The organism is uncultured Brachyspira sp., assembly GCF_944393015.1.
In the GTDB taxonomy this organism is placed as follows: Bacteria; Spirochaetota; Brachyspiria; order Brachyspirales; family Brachyspiraceae; genus Brachyspira.
Window position 1 is genome coordinate 18,134 of the sequence record NZ_CALXYQ010000027.1, and the last position, 21,817, is coordinate 39,950.

Annotated in this window: 19 protein-coding genes and 1 pseudogene; 15 read left to right on the forward strand and 5 right to left on the reverse strand. The window is 25.6% G+C overall.

Translation table 11 applies throughout. The annotated features are described in order from the left end of the window. Positions 1 to 84: 84 nt before the first annotated feature. Positions 85 to 3,342 (forward strand): AsmA family protein, encoded by a 3,258-nt coding sequence (locus Q0K19_RS09830; RefSeq protein ID WP_297247611.1) that lies wholly within the window; start codon positions 85 to 87, stop codon positions 3,340 to 3,342. Between the two features lie 29 nt (positions 3,343 to 3,371). Next, positions 3,372 to 3,986, forward strand: coding sequence for a DUF1318 domain-containing protein (locus Q0K19_RS09835; RefSeq protein ID WP_297247612.1), 615 nt, complete (start codon positions 3,372 to 3,374; stop codon positions 3,984 to 3,986). A gap of 77 nt (positions 3,987 to 4,063) precedes the next feature. Here the strand turns inward: Q0K19_RS09835 and Q0K19_RS09840 are convergent, their stop codons facing one another. Further along, complete coding sequence (locus tag Q0K19_RS09840; RefSeq protein ID WP_297247613.1) at positions 4,064 to 5,647, reverse strand: helix-turn-helix domain-containing protein; 1,584 nt, start codon at positions 5,645 to 5,647, stop codon at positions 4,064 to 4,066. A 376-nt stretch (positions 5,648 to 6,023) separates the two neighbouring features. Between Q0K19_RS09840 and Q0K19_RS09845 the strand changes: the two genes are divergently transcribed. From Q0K19_RS09845 to lysA, 5 genes are read left to right on the forward strand one after another with little or no spacing between them, the layout of a single operon-like run. Beyond that, positions 6,024 to 7,193: an HPr family phosphocarrier protein gene (locus tag Q0K19_RS09845; protein WP_297247614.1), complete on the forward strand. Its 1,170-nt coding sequence runs from the start codon at positions 6,024 to 6,026 to the stop codon at positions 7,191 to 7,193. Beyond that, on the forward strand, positions 7,193 to 7,888 hold the full coding sequence (locus Q0K19_RS09850) for a metallophosphoesterase (protein ID WP_297247615.1): 696 nt from the start codon (positions 7,193 to 7,195) through the stop codon (positions 7,886 to 7,888). The genes Q0K19_RS09845 and Q0K19_RS09850 overlap by 1 nt, the downstream gene beginning before the upstream one ends. A 16-nt stretch (positions 7,889 to 7,904) precedes the next feature. Further along, positions 7,905 to 8,180, forward strand: coding sequence for a hypothetical protein (locus Q0K19_RS09855; protein WP_297247616.1), 276 nt, complete (start codon positions 7,905 to 7,907; stop codon positions 8,178 to 8,180). Positions 8,181 to 8,238: 58 nt separating this feature from the next. After that, positions 8,239 to 9,147 (forward strand): divergent polysaccharide deacetylase family protein, encoded by a 909-nt coding sequence (locus tag Q0K19_RS09860; RefSeq protein ID WP_297247617.1) that lies wholly within the window; start codon positions 8,239 to 8,241, stop codon positions 9,145 to 9,147. Between the two features lie 34 nt (positions 9,148 to 9,181). Further along, positions 9,182 to 10,420, forward strand: coding sequence for a diaminopimelate decarboxylase (gene lysA, locus Q0K19_RS09865; protein ID WP_297247618.1), 1,239 nt, complete (start codon positions 9,182 to 9,184; stop codon positions 10,418 to 10,420). A gap of 135 nt (positions 10,421 to 10,555) precedes the next feature. Here the strand turns inward: lysA and Q0K19_RS09870 are convergent, their stop codons facing one another. Further along, the gene (locus Q0K19_RS09870) at positions 10,556 to 10,972 is read right to left on the reverse strand and encodes a metal-dependent transcriptional regulator (RefSeq protein ID WP_014487386.1); all 417 of its coding nucleotides are present in this window, start codon (positions 10,970 to 10,972) and stop codon (positions 10,556 to 10,558) included. Positions 10,973 to 11,183: 211 nt separating this feature from the next. Between Q0K19_RS09870 and Q0K19_RS09875 the strand changes: the two genes are divergently transcribed. The 5 genes from Q0K19_RS09875 (at position 11,184) to Q0K19_RS09895 (ending at position 15,111) form a co-directional block, all read left to right on the forward strand. Further along, positions 11,184 to 11,870: a response regulator transcription factor gene (locus tag Q0K19_RS09875; RefSeq protein WP_014487387.1), complete on the forward strand. Its 687-nt coding sequence runs from the start codon at positions 11,184 to 11,186 to the stop codon at positions 11,868 to 11,870. Positions 11,871 to 11,882: 12 nt separating this feature from the next. Further along, entirely contained in the window at positions 11,883 to 13,658 is a 1,776-nt protein-coding gene (locus tag Q0K19_RS09880; protein ID WP_297247619.1) for a HAMP domain-containing sensor histidine kinase, read from the forward strand. 56 nt (positions 13,659 to 13,714) lie between these two features. Then, positions 13,715 to 13,924: a heavy-metal-associated domain-containing protein gene (locus Q0K19_RS09885; RefSeq protein WP_297247620.1), complete on the forward strand. Its 210-nt coding sequence runs from the start codon at positions 13,715 to 13,717 to the stop codon at positions 13,922 to 13,924. After that, the gene (gene ruvA, locus Q0K19_RS09890) at positions 13,924 to 14,502 is read left to right on the forward strand and encodes a Holliday junction branch migration protein RuvA (protein ID WP_297247621.1); all 579 of its coding nucleotides are present in this window, start codon (positions 13,924 to 13,926) and stop codon (positions 14,500 to 14,502) included. The genes Q0K19_RS09885 and ruvA overlap by 1 nt, the downstream gene beginning before the upstream one ends. A 102-nt stretch (positions 14,503 to 14,604) precedes the next feature. Then, positions 14,605 to 15,111 carry a GNAT family N-acetyltransferase gene (locus Q0K19_RS09895; RefSeq protein ID WP_297247622.1) on the forward strand — a complete coding sequence of 169 codons (507 nt, stop codon included), beginning with the start codon at positions 14,605 to 14,607 and terminating at the stop codon, positions 15,109 to 15,111. 548 nt (positions 15,112 to 15,659) lie between these two features. Here Q0K19_RS09895 and Q0K19_RS09900 read toward each other — a convergent pair. Beyond that, the gene (locus tag Q0K19_RS09900) at positions 15,660 to 16,640 is read right to left on the reverse strand and encodes a Gfo/Idh/MocA family oxidoreductase (RefSeq protein WP_297247623.1); all 981 of its coding nucleotides are present in this window, start codon (positions 16,638 to 16,640) and stop codon (positions 15,660 to 15,662) included. Between the two features lie 123 nt (positions 16,641 to 16,763). Here Q0K19_RS09900 and Q0K19_RS09905 point away from each other — a divergent pair, with 123 nt between their 5' ends. The 3 genes from Q0K19_RS09905 to Q0K19_RS09915 are packed head-to-tail and all read left to right on the forward strand — an operon-like array spanning position 16,764 to position 20,861. After that, positions 16,764 to 17,801, forward strand: coding sequence for a segregation/condensation protein A (locus Q0K19_RS09905; RefSeq protein ID WP_297247624.1), 1,038 nt, complete (start codon positions 16,764 to 16,766; stop codon positions 17,799 to 17,801). 19 nt (positions 17,802 to 17,820) lie between these two features. After that, a complete protein-coding gene (locus tag Q0K19_RS09910) occupies positions 17,821 to 20,340 on the forward strand; it encodes a BspA family leucine-rich repeat surface protein (protein ID WP_297247625.1) in 2,520 nt (839 codons plus the stop codon). 17 nt (positions 20,341 to 20,357) lie between these two features. Next, positions 20,358 to 20,861, forward strand: coding sequence for a BspA family leucine-rich repeat surface protein (locus Q0K19_RS09915; RefSeq protein WP_297247626.1), 504 nt, complete (start codon positions 20,358 to 20,360; stop codon positions 20,859 to 20,861). 10 nt (positions 20,862 to 20,871) lie between these two features. On the opposite strand, the pseudogene Q0K19_RS15425 reads toward Q0K19_RS09915, so the two are convergent. Then, a pseudogene (locus Q0K19_RS15425) lies at positions 20,872 to 21,015 on the reverse strand (Txe/YoeB family addiction module toxin); the annotation flags it as partial. A gap of 115 nt (positions 21,016 to 21,130) precedes the next feature. Continuing rightward, positions 21,131 to 21,664 (reverse strand): hypothetical protein, encoded by a 534-nt coding sequence (locus tag Q0K19_RS09925; RefSeq protein ID WP_297247627.1) that lies wholly within the window; start codon positions 21,662 to 21,664, stop codon positions 21,131 to 21,133. Between the last annotated feature and the right edge of the window lie 153 nt (positions 21,665 to 21,817).

The following is a 21,817-nucleotide window of genomic DNA, read 5'->3' on the forward strand; positions in this document are numbered from 1 at the left end:
AGAATATGTTTTATAATATACTATCTCTATAAGTGTAAAATTGTTTTATAAACATGTAAAATATATTTTTATAGAAGATTGATTATGAAGAAATTTTTTAAGAAAAAAGAAAAAACTGAAATATCATCAGAACAGGATAATGCTAATAAGAAAAAAAGAAGATTCAAAAAGAGATATATACCTTTGATACTTCTTTTTTTGATTGTTGTAGGCATTGCAGGGGCTAGAATATATTTCAATAATGAGAGAATGAAAAATCTTATTGAAAATATAGTATATTCTGCTACTAATAGAAAATTGGAAATAGGTGATTTTAAATACGGATTATTATTTCCAAAAGTAGAAATGAGCAATGTGGTGCTTTATAATTCTGATAATTTTAATAATGAAGAGAATATAAAGATAGATAATTTTAGATTAAAATTTTCTCTTTTTTCTTTATTCTTTTTAAAGCTTCATGTTCAGGATTTAAGTATAGATAATTTATATGTTTATATGTTTACAGATGAGAGTGGAAATTGGAATTTACCGGATCTGCCGCCATCAAAGCCTAAAGAAGAAGATACTAATAAAGAGCCTTTTGATTTCAGCAAACTTGATTTTCTTAAGTTAAAAGCTGATGTAGAAAATATTAGAATAAATAATTTAGCATTCAAAGCAGACAGTAAATCATTTTTAACAAATGTACCTCATAATGGACTTATAGCAAGTTTAAGTAATTATAATCTGCATTTGGATTTGCATACAAAAAGATTCTCATTATCTCAGGTAATGGGAATATCTGCTCCTGAGGCTTTGAAAGATATTTATTTAAAAAGTTTTATAAGTAATAGTTTAGCTTATAATGACAGCAGTATTTTCTTTAATGATAATCCGTTATTTAATTTGGATGTATCCTATCCTAAAAATCCTGATGGCACAGAAAATAAAGATGAAATAGTAATAAGATTTGATTTTGAGATAGATGATCCTAATTTCAGCTATAATGGCAAAAAACGTGATGATATGCAGTTTTCTGCACATTTCCTTGCCAAATATAATATAAGAACTCAAAGCGTATCTATAGAAAATTTATCTTCAGAACTTTTGAATGATGAAATATTAAAGGTTATAGCATCTGCCAATCAAATATTCAGCGGAAATATAGGCGTTAATTTAGATACATTATATGCAAGACTTAATTTAAATAAAATAAATGGTTTAGCAGCTATGTTTGTACCTTCTTTGGGTATAAATATGAGCGGTATGGTTAATGTTGATGCAGATAAAAGCAGCGGTACTATTAATAATTTAACTAATACTATAAACATCTCATTAGATAAAATCAATTTGTCTATGGGAGATATTATAGCTGTAAATAATCTTAATTCCAAAACAAAAATTAATTTTACTTTCAATCCTAATAATATTTCAAAAGAAGATATAAAATTAGAGCATAATACAACTATTGATAGAGTAACTGCATTGAAATTATATAGATTCAATAATACAGATGTATCATTAAGACTTTTATCATCTTTGAATGGAGCATTGGGAGTTGTTCCTGCTATTAATGATCCTAATAAGAAAAGCGATACAGTTCTTTATATTGACAATGTATCTTCAAAATATATTAATTCTGATATAAAGGTTAATGGCGCGGTAAAATTTGATGAGCCTACAGATTTGAATATAAATGTAACATCATTGCCTATTGCTAATTTTTCAGGCGGACTTGCAAGAGGTTCTTTAAATTTAGATGTTCATGTTTTTGGAAAGATGATAAATGATATTAATACCACAGTAAATGGTATCATAAAAAATTTCTCTTATAATTTAAACGGTGAAGTTTCTTCTACAGCTACAGCAAAACTCAATGTACTTGCTAATGCTAATTTATTAAGTCAGGATGTAAAAGTTACAGAACTTAATTTAGATTTGGATAATTTCCTTAATTTTAGATCCAATCTTGATTTAGAAGGTTTGGGATTAAAAAAAGGTTTTGTTAATATATCAACTTTCAGGATAGCTCCTTATGCTATGAAAAATTGGCTTTCTACTAAATTTGCAGAGATTCTTGATAGTTTGCCTTTTGAAGATGATATAAAAATGACTAGTGCTTTGGGATATAACTTATCATTAGAAGATAAATTTGCAACAGTTACAAATTTCAGTACTTTCTATGTAACAGAAAAGCAGTATAAACTTCAGGACGTTACTATGAAAGTAGATGCTGATGTTAATTTCGGTGAGAATCTATATGCTAATATTAGACAATTTAATTTACAGAGTCCTGCTAATAAATTGTTAGTATATGTTGATGGCTACTTCACTCCTGTTATAAAAAATGCCGACTTGAATTATAATGTTGGTTTGGATACAGAAAGCTTATATTTGCCTTTTGGTATAGAAATAGGCGGATTATTCAATGTTAATGGTAATTTGAAAAACAATATAGCAGACGGAGTTTTCAAAACAGATAAATTCTTTGCTAATATGGATTCTCCTGATAAAATGTCCATAGTGTTGAAGGGATTAACTTCAAATATAGACTATCATTTTGATTTGACTCCTACAGATAATGAGGTAGTTGCTACAGCTACTAGATATACTCCTCTTATAGAGCAGGTTCCTAATATGTTTTTTGAACAGTTGAGAGTATATTTAAAAATAACTCCATTTATAGATGACAGCATTAGAATAAGAGATTTTTCTTCTTCTGTGAGAGTTCAGGGACATGGACTTACAATACAGGATTTGAAATCATCTATATATATAGGCGGTGAAAAATTTGATGATAATTTATTCTTAACTTCTATATCAAATAATACAGCACCAAGAAGGGGAGCTATACATTTACCTTGGCTTAATGTTGATTTGGGTAGTTTCAATACAAGCACTATTAAATATGATATGCGTGTTTTGGCTAGTGATATAAACTTTAAATATTTGCTTGCTCCTGAAAACAGAGAAAAAATTAATGATGAAAAATTATTAGTTAATCTTACAGCAGACATTGCCGGAGTGGGTGTAAGTCCTTTGAATAATATAAGACCTACTACATTCTTTGTGGGTATAAGTAAAATGTCTACAGAGTTTTCTAAATTCTTGATAGAGATGATAAGACCTATTAACCCAGGTATATCTACAGTTGAAAATATAGTACAATTTGGTTATGACCCTAATTCAGTAGAGTTTAGTATATCTGCCAATAAGGTATTTACTACATTCTATTTTAGAGATCAAAACTTAGATAAGCCTAATCAGCAGAAGCAGCAGCTTATAGCTTTTGAAGGCGATAAATTCGGACTTGAACCAATGCCTTTCTCTGATGTTATATCATATTTAGAGGGCGGAAATTAATACAGAAAATAATAGGAGATATTTGTTTTATGAAATTGTATAATATGATATTTATTTTACTGATTATGATTTTTATTCCAAGCTGTTCAAAGCTTATATTAGTACAGGAACCTGAGATGAGAGTTCTTGGAGGAAAAACTTTAATAGAAGCACAGGTTTTGGGAAGATACAGACAAATAGATGAGAGTGCATATCAAATATCTACTCTTTCAAGTGAAGAAGATTTGAATCTTATTATGGTAAGTACAAATGTTTCTGATGAATTGGCTCAAGGTTATAAAGAGGCTCTTATAAGAAGCATGTTTAATCAAGATGAAATAAACTTGTATAAAACAAATTATTATATAGGTGAAAATAACGGCGGATATTTATCATATATAGCCTTTGATGTTTCAAAACCAAAAACAACATACAGTGAAGAGAGAATAAAATATATAAAAGAAATAATGGAAAAAGAAAATACAGACAGAAGAACTATAGCAGAATATCTAATATTATCAGATCCTAAGCTTAGTATGGCTAATATAAAAGAAGTTGAAAGTGCTTTATATAGAAGAAATGTTCAGAAGCTTATAGATAATTCTTATTATCAGCTTCCTGACAGCAGTTGGACAGTTTACAGTAATGAAAATACTAATAGCTAATTAAATATTTAAACTATAAATAAAAAGAGCAGGCTTAAAATAAGTACCTGCTCTTTTTTATTGCATATTATTTTTATTTACTTTTTATTCTTTTCTGTTTCTATATAAGAAGCAAAATTACTCAATATAGATTTTATATTTTTGTACATTTTAGCATCTTCTTGATATTTTAGAGTTTCTTTAGTTTTGGCATCTATTTCTTTTAGGTTTGTCAAATAATTATTAAAATATTCGTCTATTGTTTTATTATATTTAGATACCACATTTTCTTCCTCATAAGCTTTAATAACTTTTTTGGAAAGTGTCTTTTTCCAATTTCCAGAGAAAGACATAAATCCTGATAATATAAATACTACACTAGGAAGGAATGATAAAGATACCCCTACAATATTTATTATTTTCATTGTGCTGTTTTTTAATAAATTAAATGAAGGCAAGATACCTATAGAAAGATTTATTAAATTTGTTTTTATTTTATTAGGTTCTTTAGTATCAAAATCTTCTTTTGTAACAGCAAGCATATTGTATAATTGTGTATCAAGATTTACATTTATACTATTGCATAATACTTTTATATCATCTTTTTTTCTGTATACATTATTATTATCAATAGATTCAATTATGCTGTCTATATTGAGAGTGTTTCTATATATCTCATTAAATGCTTCTTTAACTGATATCTTTATTTTATTTAAATTAACTTCTAATTTATCATTATCTTGGAAGTCATTTTTATTGTTTATTATTTCTGTAATGAAATTAATATTTGTTAATATTCTGTTATAGTAAGCATATTTTATATTTTCAGCGAAATCATCTTTAATCTGCTTAACTAGATTAGTGTTATTTATTGAAAATGGGAAGAATCTTTTTCTTAATGAAGAATAATCTATTTTCTTTATATTATTAGAAGATTCTATAAAGTTTTTTAATGTTTCAAATTTTTTATCAATAACACTATCTAATTCATTTTCATCAAATATATTAGCTTTTGAGAATATTACAGATATATTACTGAAATCATCTATAAAATTAGCTAAAGCATTTATATTTGTAATGTCTTCCTGAGAAAATGCGTTTATATCACATAAATAAATAAACATGTTTTGATTATTGTATTTTCTAGTATCAAGAAGATTTTCCTTATACTCAATGATTCTAAATAATTTAGAATCATCATTCAAATAATATTCATCATTGTTTGTTTCTTCAGAATAAGGATTAGTATCAATATTTTTATCAAATATTGCATTAATAAATGAAGTTTTTCCTGAGCTGTATCTTCCATATACTACAATATCAAAAGTGTCGCTGATTTTATTATAAATATCAGCTGTCAGTTCAGATATTTTCTCATTATTCTTTTTGTCTACTGTACTTATTTCTTCATTAATTTTATCTATGATGACTTGTACATTAATAAGATTCTCATAAAGATATGGATTTTCACTTTCAAAAGAATTCTTTTTATACTTTGTAAGTTCATCAATAGTAAGTCCAGTATTTTCTGCAAGCTTATCCAATAGGTCAAGGGTTATATTATTGGCATTTCTTTCTAGTCTTGAAATATAATCCTGACGCACGCCTAACATCTTAGCAAATTGGCTTTGTGTTAGTTTCAAAATTTTTTCTCTAATATCTTTTAAATTAAAATCAATCATATTTTTTCTGTTTTTACTCTGTATTTTTTATTTTCTATTATTATAAACAATATTATTTAGAATTTCAAGGGTTTTTATGTGTTATTTGTAGCATAAAAATACTTATATATATTTTTAAAATAAATAAAGCATTTTTAATGGAATTTTTAATTTTAAAAATATTAAAAAATAAAATTGTTTAAAGTTATTTTATTTATGTTGTCTATAATTAATTAAATTCTTCTCTTTTTACATAGATATTTTATATATCCTATATAGGTATATATAGTTATGCTATATAGTTGTGAATATGTTTTTATACATAAGTTATTGATTTGTTTGTATATTTGTATATAATTATATTTATAGAAGAAAATAAAATTGCACAGGATACTATATGGAGAATAATGATTTTATATCTAAAGAGTTTGAATGCAGAAATTCTATTGTAACTGATAATAAAACAGTTAATTCCATTGTAGATTTTTTTAGAACTATTGAGGATAAAATAGAAATAGAAAATAAGAATGGTAAGAGAGTTAATGCTAAATCTTTTATAAAGATGATGGGACTTGATATAAAATACGGATATAGATTTACATTATATGTTTATGGAGCTGATAGAGAAAATAATTTAAAAAGAATAGAAGAAATATTGGAAAAAAAAGAATTTTACACTTTAGAAAAGATAGAGGAGCTAGAAAAGGAAAAAGAGTCAGAGGGTAATAAATTTATAGAAGAAGAAATACTATTTCTTACTCCAGATGATAAAAAAGATATAGTAAAAGAGGATATAGAAAATAAAATAAAAATATTGAAAGAAAAAAGAGATTCACTTCATTTACCTTCTTTGAATTTAAATAATAACATTGTATACATAAAAAATGATGATAAAAAAGAAATTTTTGATGTCATTAATAATGATATAGCTGATATTATAAGAAAACTATCTTCTCATTATGAGATAAATATAAATGATAATGATTTAAATGTTTTCTTATCCGAGTTGATAGAGGCTGTAAAAGTTAAAGATATTAAATATTTTTATATATATACTTTCTTTAGTAATGTAAAAAAATATTTTTATAATCAATTTGATTCATTATTCATTAAAAAAATAATAGGCATATCACCTTTAAGTCTTGAATACAATATAGAAACTAATAAAACTTTTCTAGATGAATCTATTAAGACTTTAGAGTTTATATTGGATGATAAGAGGAAGTCTTCTGATTATTCTGTAAATATATATATGATTTCTAATGCTTCCAATTTGAATATGGATCTTTATAGAACAATAAATATAGTTCAGAATATTGGTAAAATTTATGAGATAGAAGAAAATATTATTGATAATATTGCCTATAAAATAAAAGAAAATTTTGAATATAAAAACAAGATTAATACTTCTCATAATAATGAAGAGTATTTTGATGCTATAAGAGAGTTTAAAGAATATTTGCAGGAAAAATTCGAAGCTATTTATATAAATAAAGTTCTTGAAAATGACTCTGAAGATTCTGCTATCGATTATCAGCATATAAATTTAATGATAAGGAGACTTTAATGAAGATTGCTGTTATAGGTGATTTACATGGAAAAAGCTGTTGGAAAAAACTTATTGAAGGAAGATTTGATAATTTTGGCAAGATAATTTTTATGGGTGACTACAGTGATGACAGTTGGGTTACTTTTACTGATGAAGAGATAGTTAATAATTTAAAAGATGTAATAGAGTTCAAAAAAAATCATAATGATAAAGTAGTTCTTCTTATAGGCAATCATGATTTTCAGTATATAGTTGGATATCCTACAGCAAGCAGATACAGAAAAAGTTATGCCAAAGAAATGCATGAAATATTTAATGATAATACTGATATTTTTAATAGCATATACATAGAAAATAATTATATATTCACTCATGCAGGTATTACAAATGGCTGGATTGAATATATAAAGCAGAAATATGATATAAAAGATATTAATATTGATAATATTTATGATGTTGTGAATATTGTTTATAATAATGATAAAGATGACTGCAATATAGCTTCTTATAGAAGGGGAGGCGGAAGTAAATTTGCCGGTATATTATGGGCTGATGTAGGAGATTTATCAGAAGATGCATGGACAGGATATAATCAAGTTGTAGGACATAATAGAGTAAGGCCTGGAAGTGTTATAAAAAAAGATAGTTATGCTATTTATATGGCAGATCATTTTGATACAGAACAGGATAAATTATTGGTATTAGATATTTAAAACAAAGGAATTAACTATGTTTCCAGATAAAGCTCCTTTTCATTATAAATGCAGAAACTGCGGATATTTTTTCACTACTGATAAAAAATTGAATGCTCCTTCAGAACTTTCTTTTGTATCTCTTGATTTTGAAGATACGGAAAAAGATGAAAATGGAAATGTAATATTAAAAATCGATTCAGATAAAAAAAAAGAATCTTTTATAGATAAAATTTTTAAAAAACTATCTCCTAAATGTCCTAAATGCAATGAACATGCTGTTGTAAGTGTTGACTATATGGTTCATAAGTAATTGACTTTTATTACTATTTAAGATATCATTAATGCATTATTTTTTACATTAATGTTTTATGAAAAATATATTTGTATTTGTACTATCGGTTATTGTACTTTCTATATTTGCCTTTACTTTTATGAAGGTTAAAGATAATTATAATATTAGTTTTGAATATGCATATAATATTTCTAAACAATCAAATGATAATACAATTATTCAAAAAAATATAGAAGAAAAGCCTTCAGACGATATGTTTCATTTAGCTGATATAAATACACCTAATACTGCAGAACCTATTTTGAATAAAATAAATGAACATAGTAACTGTATAAGCATTATAATAGATGACAGCGGTAATACTTTAGATAATACTGAAAGATATTTTTCTTTAGCTAATGAATACAATATCACTTTTGCCGTGCTTCCAGATTCTTATCATAGTATAGATTTTTCTTATGCAGCATATAGCAATAATGTTAATGTTATTTTGCATATACCTATGGAAGGCAGTGATTATTTTGGAGAGCAGACTCTAATAAGAAAGGGAATGAATGAAGATGAAGTGTTTAGATTATTAGATTATTCGTTTTCAAGGGTACCTTATGCTAAAGGAATGAATAATCATACAGGCTCTGTTGCGAGCAGTGATGAGAGTATAGTTTCTTATATGCTTGATTATGCTAAGAGTAATGATAAATATTTTGTTGATTCTTATACGGTTTCTGACAGTTTAATATATAATATGGCTTTGGAATATGGGGTGAGAACTGCTAGAAGATCCGTATTTTTAGATAATGAAAGAGATTATTCTTCTATAATGAAGCAATGGAGAGAGTTAATAAAATTGTCAAAAGAATATGGAGTAGCGGTTGGAATAGGGCATTATCAAAGCGAAGAAACATTAAAAATTTTGGAATATAATTTACCTCTTTTAATAGATGAAGGAATAACATCTGTAAGTATAACAGAAATATTAAATTAAAAATTAAATAATAATAATTAGGAGAAAATTAATAATGATTGCTTATAAAAATAATATATTGATGTGCGAAAATATTGATATTAGAGAGATTGCTGAAGTTTATGGCACGCCTTTTTATATTTATTCAAAGAATGATATTTTAACTAAAATAAGATTTTTGAAAGAAGTATTTTCACCTTTAAATAATGCATTAATAGTTTATGCTGTTAAAGCAGAAAATAATTTATCTATATTGAAAATGATGGCTGAAGAGGGTATAGGTGCTGATGTTGTATCTATAGGAGAAACTTTAAAATATATAAAAGCAGGTGGAAAGGCTGAAAACATAGTATTTTCTGGCGTTGCTAAAACAGAGGAAGAGATAAGAAAATCAATAGAGCTTAATATAAAGCGTTTCAATATAGAATCTATTCCAGAGGCTGTAAGAATAAATAATATAGCTAAAGAACTTAAAAAGAAAGTAAAATGTTCAATAAGAGTTAATCCTAATGTTGATGCTCATACTCATGAAAAAATTACTACAGGCATTACTGGAAATAAATTTGGTATAAGTATAAGAACTATAAAAGATAATTCTGATTTATTAAAATCATTATCAAATATAGAAATAGAATCATTATCAATGCATATAGGCTCTCAAATGACAGATGCCGAGCCTTTCTATAAAGCTATTTTAGTAATGAGAGATTTTATTGCTGAAATTAAGAGTATTGGATTTAATATTACTGATATAGATATAGGTGGGGGATATGGAGTAAGATATAACAGAGATCATTCAGGATTTGATTTCGATAAATTCAAAGCTGAAAGTATTAATCTATTAAAAGAAATGAATTTAAGAGTTACTACAGAGCCCGGAAGATATTTTGTGGCAGAATCTGGTGCTTTAATAATGAAAGTTGAATATATCAAAGAAGAGCTTGGAAGAAAATATGTTATATTAAACGGCGGTATGAATGATTATATTAGAGTGGCTATGTATGATGCATATAATGAAATATATCCTTTAGTTAAAAAAGATAATGTTTCTAATTATGACTTTGTAGGCCCTATATGCGAGAGTTCAGACTTTTTTGCCTATAACAGAGAATGCAGTGTATTAGAGCAGGGTGATTATGTGGCTTTACTCGATGCCGGAGCTTATGGATCTAGTATGTCAAGCAATTATAATTCAAGACTTCTTCTACTTCAGGTTATGATTGATGATAATAAACATTATATCATAAGAAAAAGACAGACTTTTGATGATATGATAAAAGATGAAATACTATAATTAAAAATAGTAAATAAAAAAGACTAAATTAGATATTTTTATCAATTTAGTCTTTATTTTTTATAACATTATTTTTATGCGGAATATAAATTTATTTTAAATTATATTATAAGATAGTGATTATTAACTGCTGATTTAATTATCTTTATTAAAAATATTTTCTTTTTTGCAGTATCCGCAAAGAAACTCTTTGAATTTATGTACGGTGTCTTTGCTCATAGCATGTTCTATTAAGCATGCTTCTTCATCAGCTATTTTTTCATCCACATTTAATACTTTTGTAAGGAAATAATAGAATATAGCATGTCTTTCAGCAATATCTTTTCCAATAGCTCTTCCGCTTTCAGTAAGCTCTATATCGCCGTAATGTTCATGTTTTATATGTCCTAATTTTGACAATGTTTTAATTGCTGTATTAACACTGGCCTTAGAGCGTCCTACCAAATCTGCTATATCTGTGATTCTAATAGCTTCCTTAAAATTTTTCTCTACTTCAAGATTGTAGATAGTTTCTAAATAATTTTCTAATATAGGTGTTATTTCTTGTTTCATATAAATGATTTTAATATAAAAATATTATAAGTCAATATTTAAATGTCTATTTTTTTACATAATGTAAAATATAGAAGTTATTATATTAAATAATAAATTAGTTATTTTAGTCTGAATAAAATATTTTGACAAAATGCATTTTTTTATTATATTTATGATATAAAAAGTATTTAATTTTACAATAAAATAATTTTAATTTTGGTAGTATTTTATGAATAAAGAACTTATTTACTCAGTAGAAGATGATGATAATATTAGAGATCTCATCAAATATACCGTTGAAGAGGCAGGATATACCATAGAATGTTTCTCAAATGGTAATGATATGCTTGAAGCATTAAAGAAACAAACTCCTAATTTGGTATTACTTGATATAATGCTTCCAGACATAGAAGGTACAGAAATATTAAAAATCATTAGAACAGACTATGCTCATCTTCCTATTAAAGTAATAATGCTTACAGCTAAAACTAGTGAGATAAACATTGTTACAGGGCTTAATTTAGGTGCAGATGATTATATGCCTAAACCTTTTTCTGTACTAGAGCTTCTTGCAAGAATCAAAGCAAATTTAAGAAAGAAAGATGTAAGATTGGATGCAGAAGAGCTTACTTTTGGAGAAATAAAACTTATTGTTAAAAAGAGAAATGTATTCGTAGGAGAAAGGCAGGTTGTTTTAACTCAAAAAGAATTCGATTTGCTTAAGCTCTTAATGGAAAATGCTAATAATGTAGTTGATAGAGAAACTATGCTTGAAGAGGTATGGGGTGTTGACCATACTATGGAAACAAGAACTATTGATATGCATATAAAATCAATAAGACAAAAACTTGATTTAACTAAAGAAAACATTATAACCGTTAGAGGTATGGGATATAAATTAACAGATGTACAATAATTTTAATAAAAGATGATTAAGAACATATTTTATAAATCATTACTCATTTTGATATTGTCAAGTGCTTTAATGTTTATAGGAATACTGTTTACTGTGCAGTACAATAATATTGTATACAGTCAGGTTATGATAGTAAATATCATTGATATGCTTGAAAAAGAGATTGATTTATATGATGTTCAGACAGAAGATGCTTTTAGAAAATTTGTACTTCAGTCAGATAAAGAAGAATTAAGAATCAGCATAATATCTACAAATGGTATTGTAATAGCTGATACTATGACAGATACTTCTAAAAATCCTATGGGAAATCATACCAATAGAAGCGATGTTATAGCGGCATTGCATAGTATAGAAAATAAGCCGGCTTTTTCTATAAATACCTCTATTAGTCAGAAAACTCCTTATATGTATGTATCCAAAAAAATTAAGGCTGATGATGATAGAGATTATATACTTAGGGTATCAATTCCTATAGAGTCAGTTAATAAATATTTGATAAGTTTCTTATTTACATCCGTTATGGTTATAGGAATAGTTATCGTAATTATGGCTTTGGTTCTTCCTTTGATGAGCCGTAATATTATGATTCCTTTCTATATGATAAAAGAAACTTTGGATAATATATATAATAATAAATCGCCCACGCCTAAAAATTTAACGGGATATAATGATATTAATACTATCCTTTATGATATCAATGAATTGGCTGTGAGTTTGAATGAAAATATCACAGGATATCAAACTGAAAGAGAAAAGCTCAATTATGTACTTGAGAATATAGCACAGGGTATTATTGCTGTTAATAAAAATAAAGAAATATTTTTCATTAATCAATACGCTTTGGATTTGCTTGAAATTTCTGACAGTAATATAAGAAAACTTAATGAAATCATAAAAGATGATGATGTTATAGAAAAAATAGATAATGCCATAGAGTTCAGCAGATTTTCAAAATTTGATGTTAAAGAACATACTATGGATATAGAAATAAGTATTGTTCCTATAAGAAATAATGAGAATATATCGGCATTAATAAAATTTGAAGATGTTACAGATATAAGAAAGGTTGAGATAGAAAAACAGGATTTCTTTATAAATGCTTCTCATGAATTAAAAACTCCTCTTACTTCTATAATAGGATATTCCGAGCTTCTTATTGCTACAGGAGGCGGAAAGAATCAGGCAGATTTTATAAAGAGGATTAATAATGAGGCTTTGAGAATGAAAGACCTTGTTATTGATATGCTTACATTGAGCAGAATAGAGGCTAATTGGAAAGAAACCGTCGATGAGGAAATAGATATTAAAGATATTGTCCTTGATGTATTTGAAAGCAATAGAATAAAAGCCGAGCAGAGAGATATTGATGTGCAATTAGATATAGAATCTGCTGTTATAATGGCTAATAAAGAAAAAATTACTGAAGTTGTTAATAATTTGGTTGATAATGCTATAAAATATACTGATGATGACGGTAAAGTAAAGATATATTTGAAAAAGAATGCTGATAAAGCTATATTTTCTGTGAAAGATACAGGCTGCGGAATAGCTCCTCAGTATTTGAATAGGGTTTTTGAAAGATTTTTCAGAGTTAAAAACAATAAATATTTGAAAGTTCATGGTACAGGTTTAGGACTTACAATAGTAAAAAATATATGTAATTACTACAATGCTGACATACATATTAAAAGTGAAGAGAATGTTGGTACTGAAATGACTGTTGTATTTAATTTGTATAAAAAAGAAGAATCTAAAAATATTGAAAAAATAGAAAAAAATAATTGAAAAATACCCTTGTATAGTATATAATTGTTAGATAATTATAACAAAGGAGATATAAAATGAAAAATGTTACTATAAAAATAAAAGGTATGGGCTGTCAAAATTGTGTTAAAGCAGTTACTGAAGAATTAAGTGCTTTAGACGGTGTAAGCAAAGTTAATGTAAGTTTAGAAAATGCTTGTGCTGAAGTAGAATATGATGATTCTAAAGTAAGCACTGATAAAATGCTTGACACTATAAAAGAATTAGAATACGAGCCTAGTTTATAATGTTTGCTTTTATAGAAGGTAAAGTTCAAATAATATCAGAAGGTGTCATTGCTCTTCTTTGTAATGGTGTCGGCTATGAGATTATAGTATCAAAAAAATTGGATGTGAAAAATGATGATAATATAAGGCTCTATACCAAACTTATACACAGAGAAGATGCTATGATACTTTATGGTTTTTTAACTAGAGAAGAAAAAAATATGTTTACTACTCTGATGTCTGCTTCAGGAGTAGGACCTAAATTAGCTATGGAAGTTCTTTCTACTTATTCCATAAATGATTTGATGCATATACTTTTTAATAAGGATATAAATTTGCTTAAAAAAGTATCTGGTATGGGAGTAAAAAAGGCCGAAAAACTTTTATTTGAGTTAAGGGACAAGATAGAAAAGATAGATATTAATATTTCACCATCTGTTATTAGTAATGATAATGAAAGCGATGTTATAAAAGCTTTGATATCATTAGGTTTTTCAAATAATGAAGCTGTTAAGGCTTTGTCTGCAATAGAAAATAAAGATCATATGACAACAGAAGATTTGATAAGTAATGCTTTAAGAAATCTTAGCACTTTATAATTTTTTATCAAAAATAAAAATAAATAATTGAAAATAACTTATTATAGATATATAATTTATTTAATAGTAATGATTATTGTTAAAATGCAGAGGTATAATTAAATGGATATAACTATAAAAAAAGCAGGATTGGAAGATGTTTTTGATATAAGCAAACTTCATGCTATATGCTGGAAAGATGCTTATAAAAATATTATACCTGACTCATACCTTAAAAGAATATATTTAGATGATTGGTGCGAGGAGTTTGAGGACGGTATTAATAATAAAACAAGAGAGGCACATTTAGCATATATTGACGGAAAGCCTATAGCTGTTATATCTCATGGAAAAAGCAGATGCAATATGGAAGGATACGGTGAGATAATATCATTATATGTTCATCCTATATATCAGGGTTCCGGAATAGGTAAGTTATTATTAGAACAGGCTGTAAAATATATGAAAGAGTCTGGATATACTAATATATGTCTTTGCGTTTTTGAGAAAAATGAAGAAGCTAAAAAGTTTTATGAGAAAAACAGATTTAAAGATTCCGGTACAAAAAATACTTTGAAGATAGATGATGAAGATATAGCAGAAAGCGTATATGTTTATGATATTAATTAAAAAATATGTCTAAATAAAAAGCCGTTAATATATAAATATTAGCGGCTTTTTTATATATACTTGAACAACTATATTTTGTCAAAAATAAAATTATGTTTTTTGACTCGCTGTGCGTGCCTTCGGCAGGCGATAATCAAAAAGGCTATATTTGGGCTTTAATGTAACAAATTATCTTACATATAAGACAATTTTAGTATTATTTAGTATTAATTCTATCCTTGCACTTTTTGGTTCTTTTTGCGGCGGGAAAAAGAACAATAAAAAAATTGACAAACTTAAAAAATTTCAGTATATATACCAAAAATTTTATAGTTTGTCAAAAATACAATTGTAAATTTAGGTTATTTGTGGGGACTAGCCCCCACACCCCCAGTTCTTTTATTGGTATAAAAGAACCAAAACAACTGCATTTTTAGTCAAAATATAGTTTTTATATTATATTTTCAAGAAAACTTAATAATATTTTATGCTATTAATAAATAAAAATTACATTCATAAATAATTCAAAATTGACAAGATGTAGTTGTTTAGGTATATACTAAATAAAATTATTTTTCAAAAGGATATTTTATTTTCCAGCTTCTTCTCAAAGTATCCATTATATTCATTACTCTCAAAATATCTTCATGAGGCATTTCTTCGCATTCTAATTTACCGTTATTAATAGCATTGATACATGAAATTATTTGATATTCATAACCGCTTATTTGTTTAGGTACTTTTATTGTTTTTACAACTTTTCTGTCCAGTGAATAAACTGTTATGCTTTCAGGATTATTTATATTTTTTACAACCATATAACCTTTGTCGCCATTTATAACGCCTTCTCTGTTAGTTAATGCTGACATTGTAGAGTTTAATATAGCCATTTTACCATCTTCAAAAGTTAATGTAATAGAGTTCTGTTCGTCTACACCTTTGCTAGTTTTTACACATGAAGAATCTATTTTTTTTATTTTATTACCGAATACCATTAAAGCGAAATTTATAGTATAAACACCAACATCAAGTAAAGCTCCTCCAGCAAGTTCCGGCTCTATCAATCTAGGTACTTTATTTATAACATAACCTAAATTAGCAGTTAATGATGTAACTTTTCCTATTATTCCGCTTTTTATAGTATCATTGATTATTTGTCTGCTAGGCATATATCTAGTCCAAATAGCTTCAGCAAGTAAAAGTTTTTTCTTTTTGGCAAGTATTAAAACTTCTCTAGCTTGTTTAACATTAACAGTAAAAGCCTTTTCGCATATAACATGCTTATTATTTTCCAAACATAATTTTATATGCTCATAATGATGTGAATGAGGAGTGGCTATATATACCAAATCAACATTTTCATCTTTCAGCATTTCTTCATAAGAGCCGTAAAATTTTTTGAATCCGTATTTTTTAGCGAAAGCCTTACTTCTTTTTATATATCTTGCACTTACTGCATAAGATTGTGCTTCTTTAATTTTTGAAATAGTTTGTGCCATTTTTTCTGCTATTTTTCCTGCACCTATAAAACCTATATTTATTTTTTTCATTATATTACCCCTTATAAATATTTTATTATGTAAATAATATTAGAATTTAATTTATTGTCAATATTATTAATGGAAAATTATATACTTGAATTTTTATATTTTTATAATATATTATATCCCATTATGGAAGAGAATATAAACGAAACACAGCAAGAAAATAATAATACTATAAATACAGACGCTTCAGCCAAAGAAGAAACAGAAAACAGTAAGCCGGATTATAAAGAGTTTACAGTTTCATTATCCAGTATAGATTATGAAGGACCATTGTCTATACTTTTTGATATGCTTAAAAGAAGTGAGAAAAGTATATATGAAGTGTCTATACTTGAAATTATAGACCAGTTTGTAGAATATTTGAAGGCTCAGGCTGCTTTAAATTTGGATTCTACTGGGGACTTTTTGGTTGTTGCTTCAGAGTTCCACCTTTATAAATCTAAAATGCTTCTTCCTCATGATATGGACGATGATAAATTTACAGATAAGCTTAAATTTGAAATAGTTGAGCAGATGCTTGAATTCCAAAGATATAAAATGGTTTCTGAAGAGCTTGATAAACTTCAGGATACATCAGACACTATATTTGAAAGAAAGGATACTGAAAGGGTAAAATTCTTCAAAACTGTAAATACAGATGATAATGAAGTAGCTTGGAAGGATATTACGCTTTATGATTTAGTTTATGCATTCACAAAGGTGCAGTTTGTTCCGGAAACAGATTTGGCGGTTCTTTCGGGAATGTCTAATTTCCATATAGATAATGCCATTGATATGATAAGAATCAAATTATCTGAAACAGCCTTCTTTCCTTTTATTACTTTATTTAAAGACGGAGTTACTAAAAGACAGCTTGTTACATTCTTTTTGGCCATGCTTGAACTTGTTAAAGAGAAAGAAATTCTTCTTAAACAAGAGATGAAGTTTAGAGAGATTTATGTATTTAAAAGAGATGAAAAGTTTATGCCTAAAGCAGAAGAAGATTATGAAGAGTCAGCAGAAGAAAGTAATAATAATTCAAAAGAAGCTCCTAATAATGAAGAGGCTATAGCTGAAAATAATGGAAATACTGAAAACAATTCTTCAGAAAAAAATAATCAAAATAATAGCAATAATGAAAATTCTGAAAATATTTCTAATAATTCAGATAATCAGAATCAATAAAACTTTTAATATTTAAACTATGTGTAAATATAAACCCAAAGATAAAGAAGAATTAAAAAAATTAGTAGAAGATAATAATATATATTTAGGCGATATTGATACCTCATTAATAACTGATATGTCGTATTTATTTTCAAAAACTAAGATAAAAGATTATTCAGGTATAGAAAATTGGAATACAGAGAATGTTATTAATATGGAATCTATGTTTAATATATTTCATAATAATACTTTTAATCAATGTGTCAATAATTGGAATGTTTCTAAAGTTGAAAATATGAAAAGAATGTTTTCAGGCTGCAGTAAATTTAATCAGCCTTTAGACAAATGGGATATTTCAAAAGTAAATGATATGGGGGGAATGTTTTTAGGTTGTAAGGAATTTAATCAGAATATTAACAGCTGGAATGTATCTAATGTTACAGATATGAGTAATATGTTTTGTTTATGTGAAAAGTTTAATCAGCCTTTAGACAAATGGGATATTTCAAAAGTAAATGATATGGGGGGAATGTTTTTAGCTTGTAAGGAATTTAATCAGAATATTAACAGCTGGAATGTATCTAATGTTAGAAATATGAAAGAGATGTTTTTTAATTGTTATAATTTTAATCAGCCTTTAGATAAATGGAATGTTTCTAATGTTGAAAATATGACAGTTATGTTTGCTGGTGCTTATAATTTTAATAAATCTTTAAATGATTGGGATATTTCAAATGTAAAATATATGCTTTCTATGTTTAATGGAGCAGGAAGTTTTAATAAGCCTTTAAATAAATGGAATACTGCAAAATTAGAAAATATGTATAGTATGTTTTATAATGCTATAATGTTTAATCAGGATTTATCAAATTGGAATTTGGATAATGTATCAGATTTAGCTTTTGCATTTGAAGAAACTCCATTAAAAAAGAATAATAAAATTCCTATACAATTTATAATTGCTGAATATGTAACAGCAAAGAATAAATCATCAAAGATTGAACAGTTTGAAATAATAAAAAATAATGTAAAAGAAGCATATAAAAGTATTATTAATTATAATAATAAAATATATACTGATTTTAGAATAATGCTTGAAAATGAATTTTATAGAGAATTATCAGAATTAAAAACGAATAATAATGAAGTATTAAATTTTATCAGTATAGAAGATATAGAGAATTCTATAAATTATGATAAAAAGAATAATCAAAAATTAAATTTTATTGATGATATAATAAAAGAAAAAGAAATAAAAGTTTTAACTAAAGATAAATCAAAAATTATAGGCATAAAAATAATAAAGTATATTTATTTAGAGTATTTTAATTTAAAAAAATATATTTATAAAATACAAACACTTGATAATATAATTAATTTTCTTGATAGAGAAAGTTTTAAAAATTGTATAAGAGAAATATATATTAATTCTCAAAAAGATGTTTCTGTTTTAGTTTGCGGTGTATATGCTGATGATAATATGTTAATTGAAATGTACAATAGAGAAAATAGTTCATTATTATTTATGAAGATTTTAGCATTGCATACAGACAGTAAATTCGCTTTAAGTTTATTATATAATGTTTTTGCTAGGAATAAAAAGGCTTCTATTAAAAAAGAGGCTATTAGTTTATTAAATTTTATTGCTGAAAAAATGAATTTAGAGTTATATGAATTAGGTTTTAAAGTAGTATATGATTTTGGATTAGATAAAAGAGGAGAGAAAATTATAGAAGTAAATGATAATAAATATAAAATCTCTCTTAAAAATAATAATGCAGTAGAATTGTTTGATATTAACAATAAAAAAGAATTAAAATCAATACCTAAATACTTTCCTGAAAATATAAAAGAAGAAATAAAGCATATTAGAAAAGAGATTACTAATATATTGAAAAGTCAGAATTATAATTTAATAAAAATTTTAATAAGCGGTAAGAAATATAATTATAAATTTTGGAAAGAAATTTTTATTGATAATCCTATAATGAATAAATATGCATATAGTTTAATTTGGAATTTATATGATGAAAATATGAATTTAAAAACTTCTTTTAGATATTTAGGCGACGGCAGTTATACTGACTATGATGATAATAATGTTGTTATGGATGAAAATTGTTATATTAATTTATCTAGTGTATTTGACTTAACTAAAGAAGATATTGCAAAATGGAAAATGCATTTAAATGATTATGAGATATTTCAGCCTATAAATCAGTTTCCGATTATTAATATAGATACTTCAGATTTTAACAAAGTAATAGAAAAGCTGAAAAACATAGAAATAGTTTATTCAAGTTTGAAAGCATTTGCAAGCAGATATTCTATGAATGTTATTTATAAATTTTCAGAGAGTATATTTTATTTTGAAGATTTTAAAAAAGATCAATTTATTATTAAAATAGAGTTTCAAGAATATGTTAATAATGGAGATATTGTAAAAATTAATATATCATTTACTAATAGTGAAAATAAAACAGTTGAAAATAGATTCATATATTATTGGCTTGTTTTGATGATAACAGATTTAAAAAAAGAAAAACTTTTTTATTAAATATTAGGATTTTAATTGTGTATACGCCAAAGAATAAAATAGAATTAAGAAGTTTAATAGAAAACAATAATATTTATTTAGGAGATATAGATACTTCATTAATAACCGATATGTCTATGCTTTTTGATAAGCCTAATTTTGCATGTTTTGAAGGCTCTTATAGTGAATATGAGAGTTATAATGTGAGGATAGATTTTTCTGGCATAGAGAAATGGGATACTTGCAATGTTATTAATATGAAATCTATGTTTCATAATATAAAAAATTTCAATATAAATATAAATGATTGGGATGTTTCTAAAGTTATTGATATGGCTTATATGTTTTGCGGAGCAGAGAATTTTAATCAGCCTTTGAATAAATGGAATGTATCTAATGTAAAATCTATGACTTGTATGTTTAAAAATGCTTGCAGCTTTAATCAGGATTTGAATGCTTGGAATATAAATAAAGAGGCTGATATTAAGGATATGTTTTTTAATACGAAAATTGATTCAAAACCTGTTTGGTATATTTTATAAAAATTATTTTTTATTTATCATCATAATGACCTTTGCATGATAATATTATTATATCATCATTGTCTATTTTGTATATTAATCTATGTTTCTTATTTATTCTTCTTGAATAGCAGTTTTTATATTTATGTTTTAATTCTTCAGGTTTTCCTATTCCTTCATATGGTGTTTATAATATATTTTCTATTAAGTCATTTATTTTTTTAAGTATTTTCTTATCTGTTTTTTTAAAGAATAAAATATGTTCTTCAGCTTTTTTTGTAAAAATAATATTAATATTCATTTTCCATAGCTCTTAAATCTTTTATGGAATATTTTGTTATTTTTCCTTCTTTTAATTGTTTCAATGATATATCTAAATCATTTTCTATATTTACATTATATTTATTGAATAAATGTAATGACTTTTTTATTATATCTAATATTTTTGTTGCTCCTAAAATTGAAAATATAACTGTTGAAGCAAATTTATCATTTGTATTTCTTTTTCTTGGTATTCTTAAAGCTAAAAATTCATATTCAAATAATTTATTTTCTTCAGCTATTCTTACAATTTTAGATGAACTGATATTTATATTCATATTTTCTTTTATCATATCAGAAAGCATATATGGTGGATATTTACATATAGAAAATTTCATAAGATTCTTTAATTTTTTATTTTCATTTTCTAATTCATTATTTAAATTATCTAAATTTCCTATTATTAAATTTAATTCTTCTATTCTATTTTGTAAATCTTTTACTAATTCAGTTTGATATTTATCATGTGCTGTAACAGATTTAATAGTTTCTAGTATATCCATAAATATTATACCTTTTTATTAATTTATTTTATTCTATTATAAAATATTTAAAAGTCAATATAATTAATTTTTGTTGTATGTTTAAGAGCCCCAGATATTGCACACTTTTAGTTTAAAAAAAGTAGGTATCCCTTATAATTTAAATTGCTAGAA

What these genes read in the sequence shown, in the direction of transcription:
- Q0K19_RS09830 (WP_297247611.1), top strand. Translation starts at nt 85, where the DNA reads ATGAAGAAATTTTTTAAGAAAAAAGAAAAAACTGAAATATCATCAGAA.
- Q0K19_RS09835 (WP_297247612.1), top strand. Translation starts at nt 3,372, where the DNA reads ATGAAATTGTATAATATGATATTTATTTTACTGATTATGATTTTTATT.
- Q0K19_RS09840 (WP_297247613.1), bottom strand. Translation starts at nt 5,647, where the DNA reads ATGATTGATTTTAATTTAAAAGATATTAGAGAAAAAATTTTGAAACTA.
- Q0K19_RS09845 (WP_297247614.1), top strand. Translation starts at nt 6,024, where the DNA reads ATGGAGAATAATGATTTTATATCTAAAGAGTTTGAATGCAGAAATTCT.
- Q0K19_RS09850 (WP_297247615.1), top strand. Translation starts at nt 7,193, where the DNA reads ATGAAGATTGCTGTTATAGGTGATTTACATGGAAAAAGCTGTTGGAAA.
- Q0K19_RS09855 (WP_297247616.1), top strand. Translation starts at nt 7,905, where the DNA reads ATGTTTCCAGATAAAGCTCCTTTTCATTATAAATGCAGAAACTGCGGA.
- Q0K19_RS09860 (WP_297247617.1), top strand. Translation starts at nt 8,239, where the DNA reads ATGAAAAATATATTTGTATTTGTACTATCGGTTATTGTACTTTCTATA.
- lysA (WP_297247618.1), top strand. Translation starts at nt 9,182, where the DNA reads ATGATTGCTTATAAAAATAATATATTGATGTGCGAAAATATTGATATT.
- Q0K19_RS09870 (WP_014487386.1), bottom strand. Translation starts at nt 10,972, where the DNA reads ATGAAACAAGAAATAACACCTATATTAGAAAATTATTTAGAAACTATC.
- Q0K19_RS09875 (WP_014487387.1), top strand. Translation starts at nt 11,184, where the DNA reads ATGAATAAAGAACTTATTTACTCAGTAGAAGATGATGATAATATTAGA.
- Q0K19_RS09880 (WP_297247619.1), top strand. Translation starts at nt 11,883, where the DNA reads ATGATTAAGAACATATTTTATAAATCATTACTCATTTTGATATTGTCA.
- Q0K19_RS09885 (WP_297247620.1), top strand. Translation starts at nt 13,715, where the DNA reads ATGAAAAATGTTACTATAAAAATAAAAGGTATGGGCTGTCAAAATTGT.
- ruvA (WP_297247621.1), top strand. Translation starts at nt 13,924, where the DNA reads ATGTTTGCTTTTATAGAAGGTAAAGTTCAAATAATATCAGAAGGTGTC.
- Q0K19_RS09895 (WP_297247622.1), top strand. Translation starts at nt 14,605, where the DNA reads ATGGATATAACTATAAAAAAAGCAGGATTGGAAGATGTTTTTGATATA.
- Q0K19_RS09900 (WP_297247623.1), bottom strand. Translation starts at nt 16,640, where the DNA reads ATGAAAAAAATAAATATAGGTTTTATAGGTGCAGGAAAAATAGCAGAA.
- Q0K19_RS09905 (WP_297247624.1), top strand. Translation starts at nt 16,764, where the DNA reads ATGGAAGAGAATATAAACGAAACACAGCAAGAAAATAATAATACTATA.
- Q0K19_RS09910 (WP_297247625.1), top strand. Translation starts at nt 17,821, where the DNA reads ATGTGTAAATATAAACCCAAAGATAAAGAAGAATTAAAAAAATTAGTA.
- Q0K19_RS09925 (WP_297247627.1), bottom strand. Translation starts at nt 21,664, where the DNA reads ATGGATATACTAGAAACTATTAAATCTGTTACAGCACATGATAAATAT.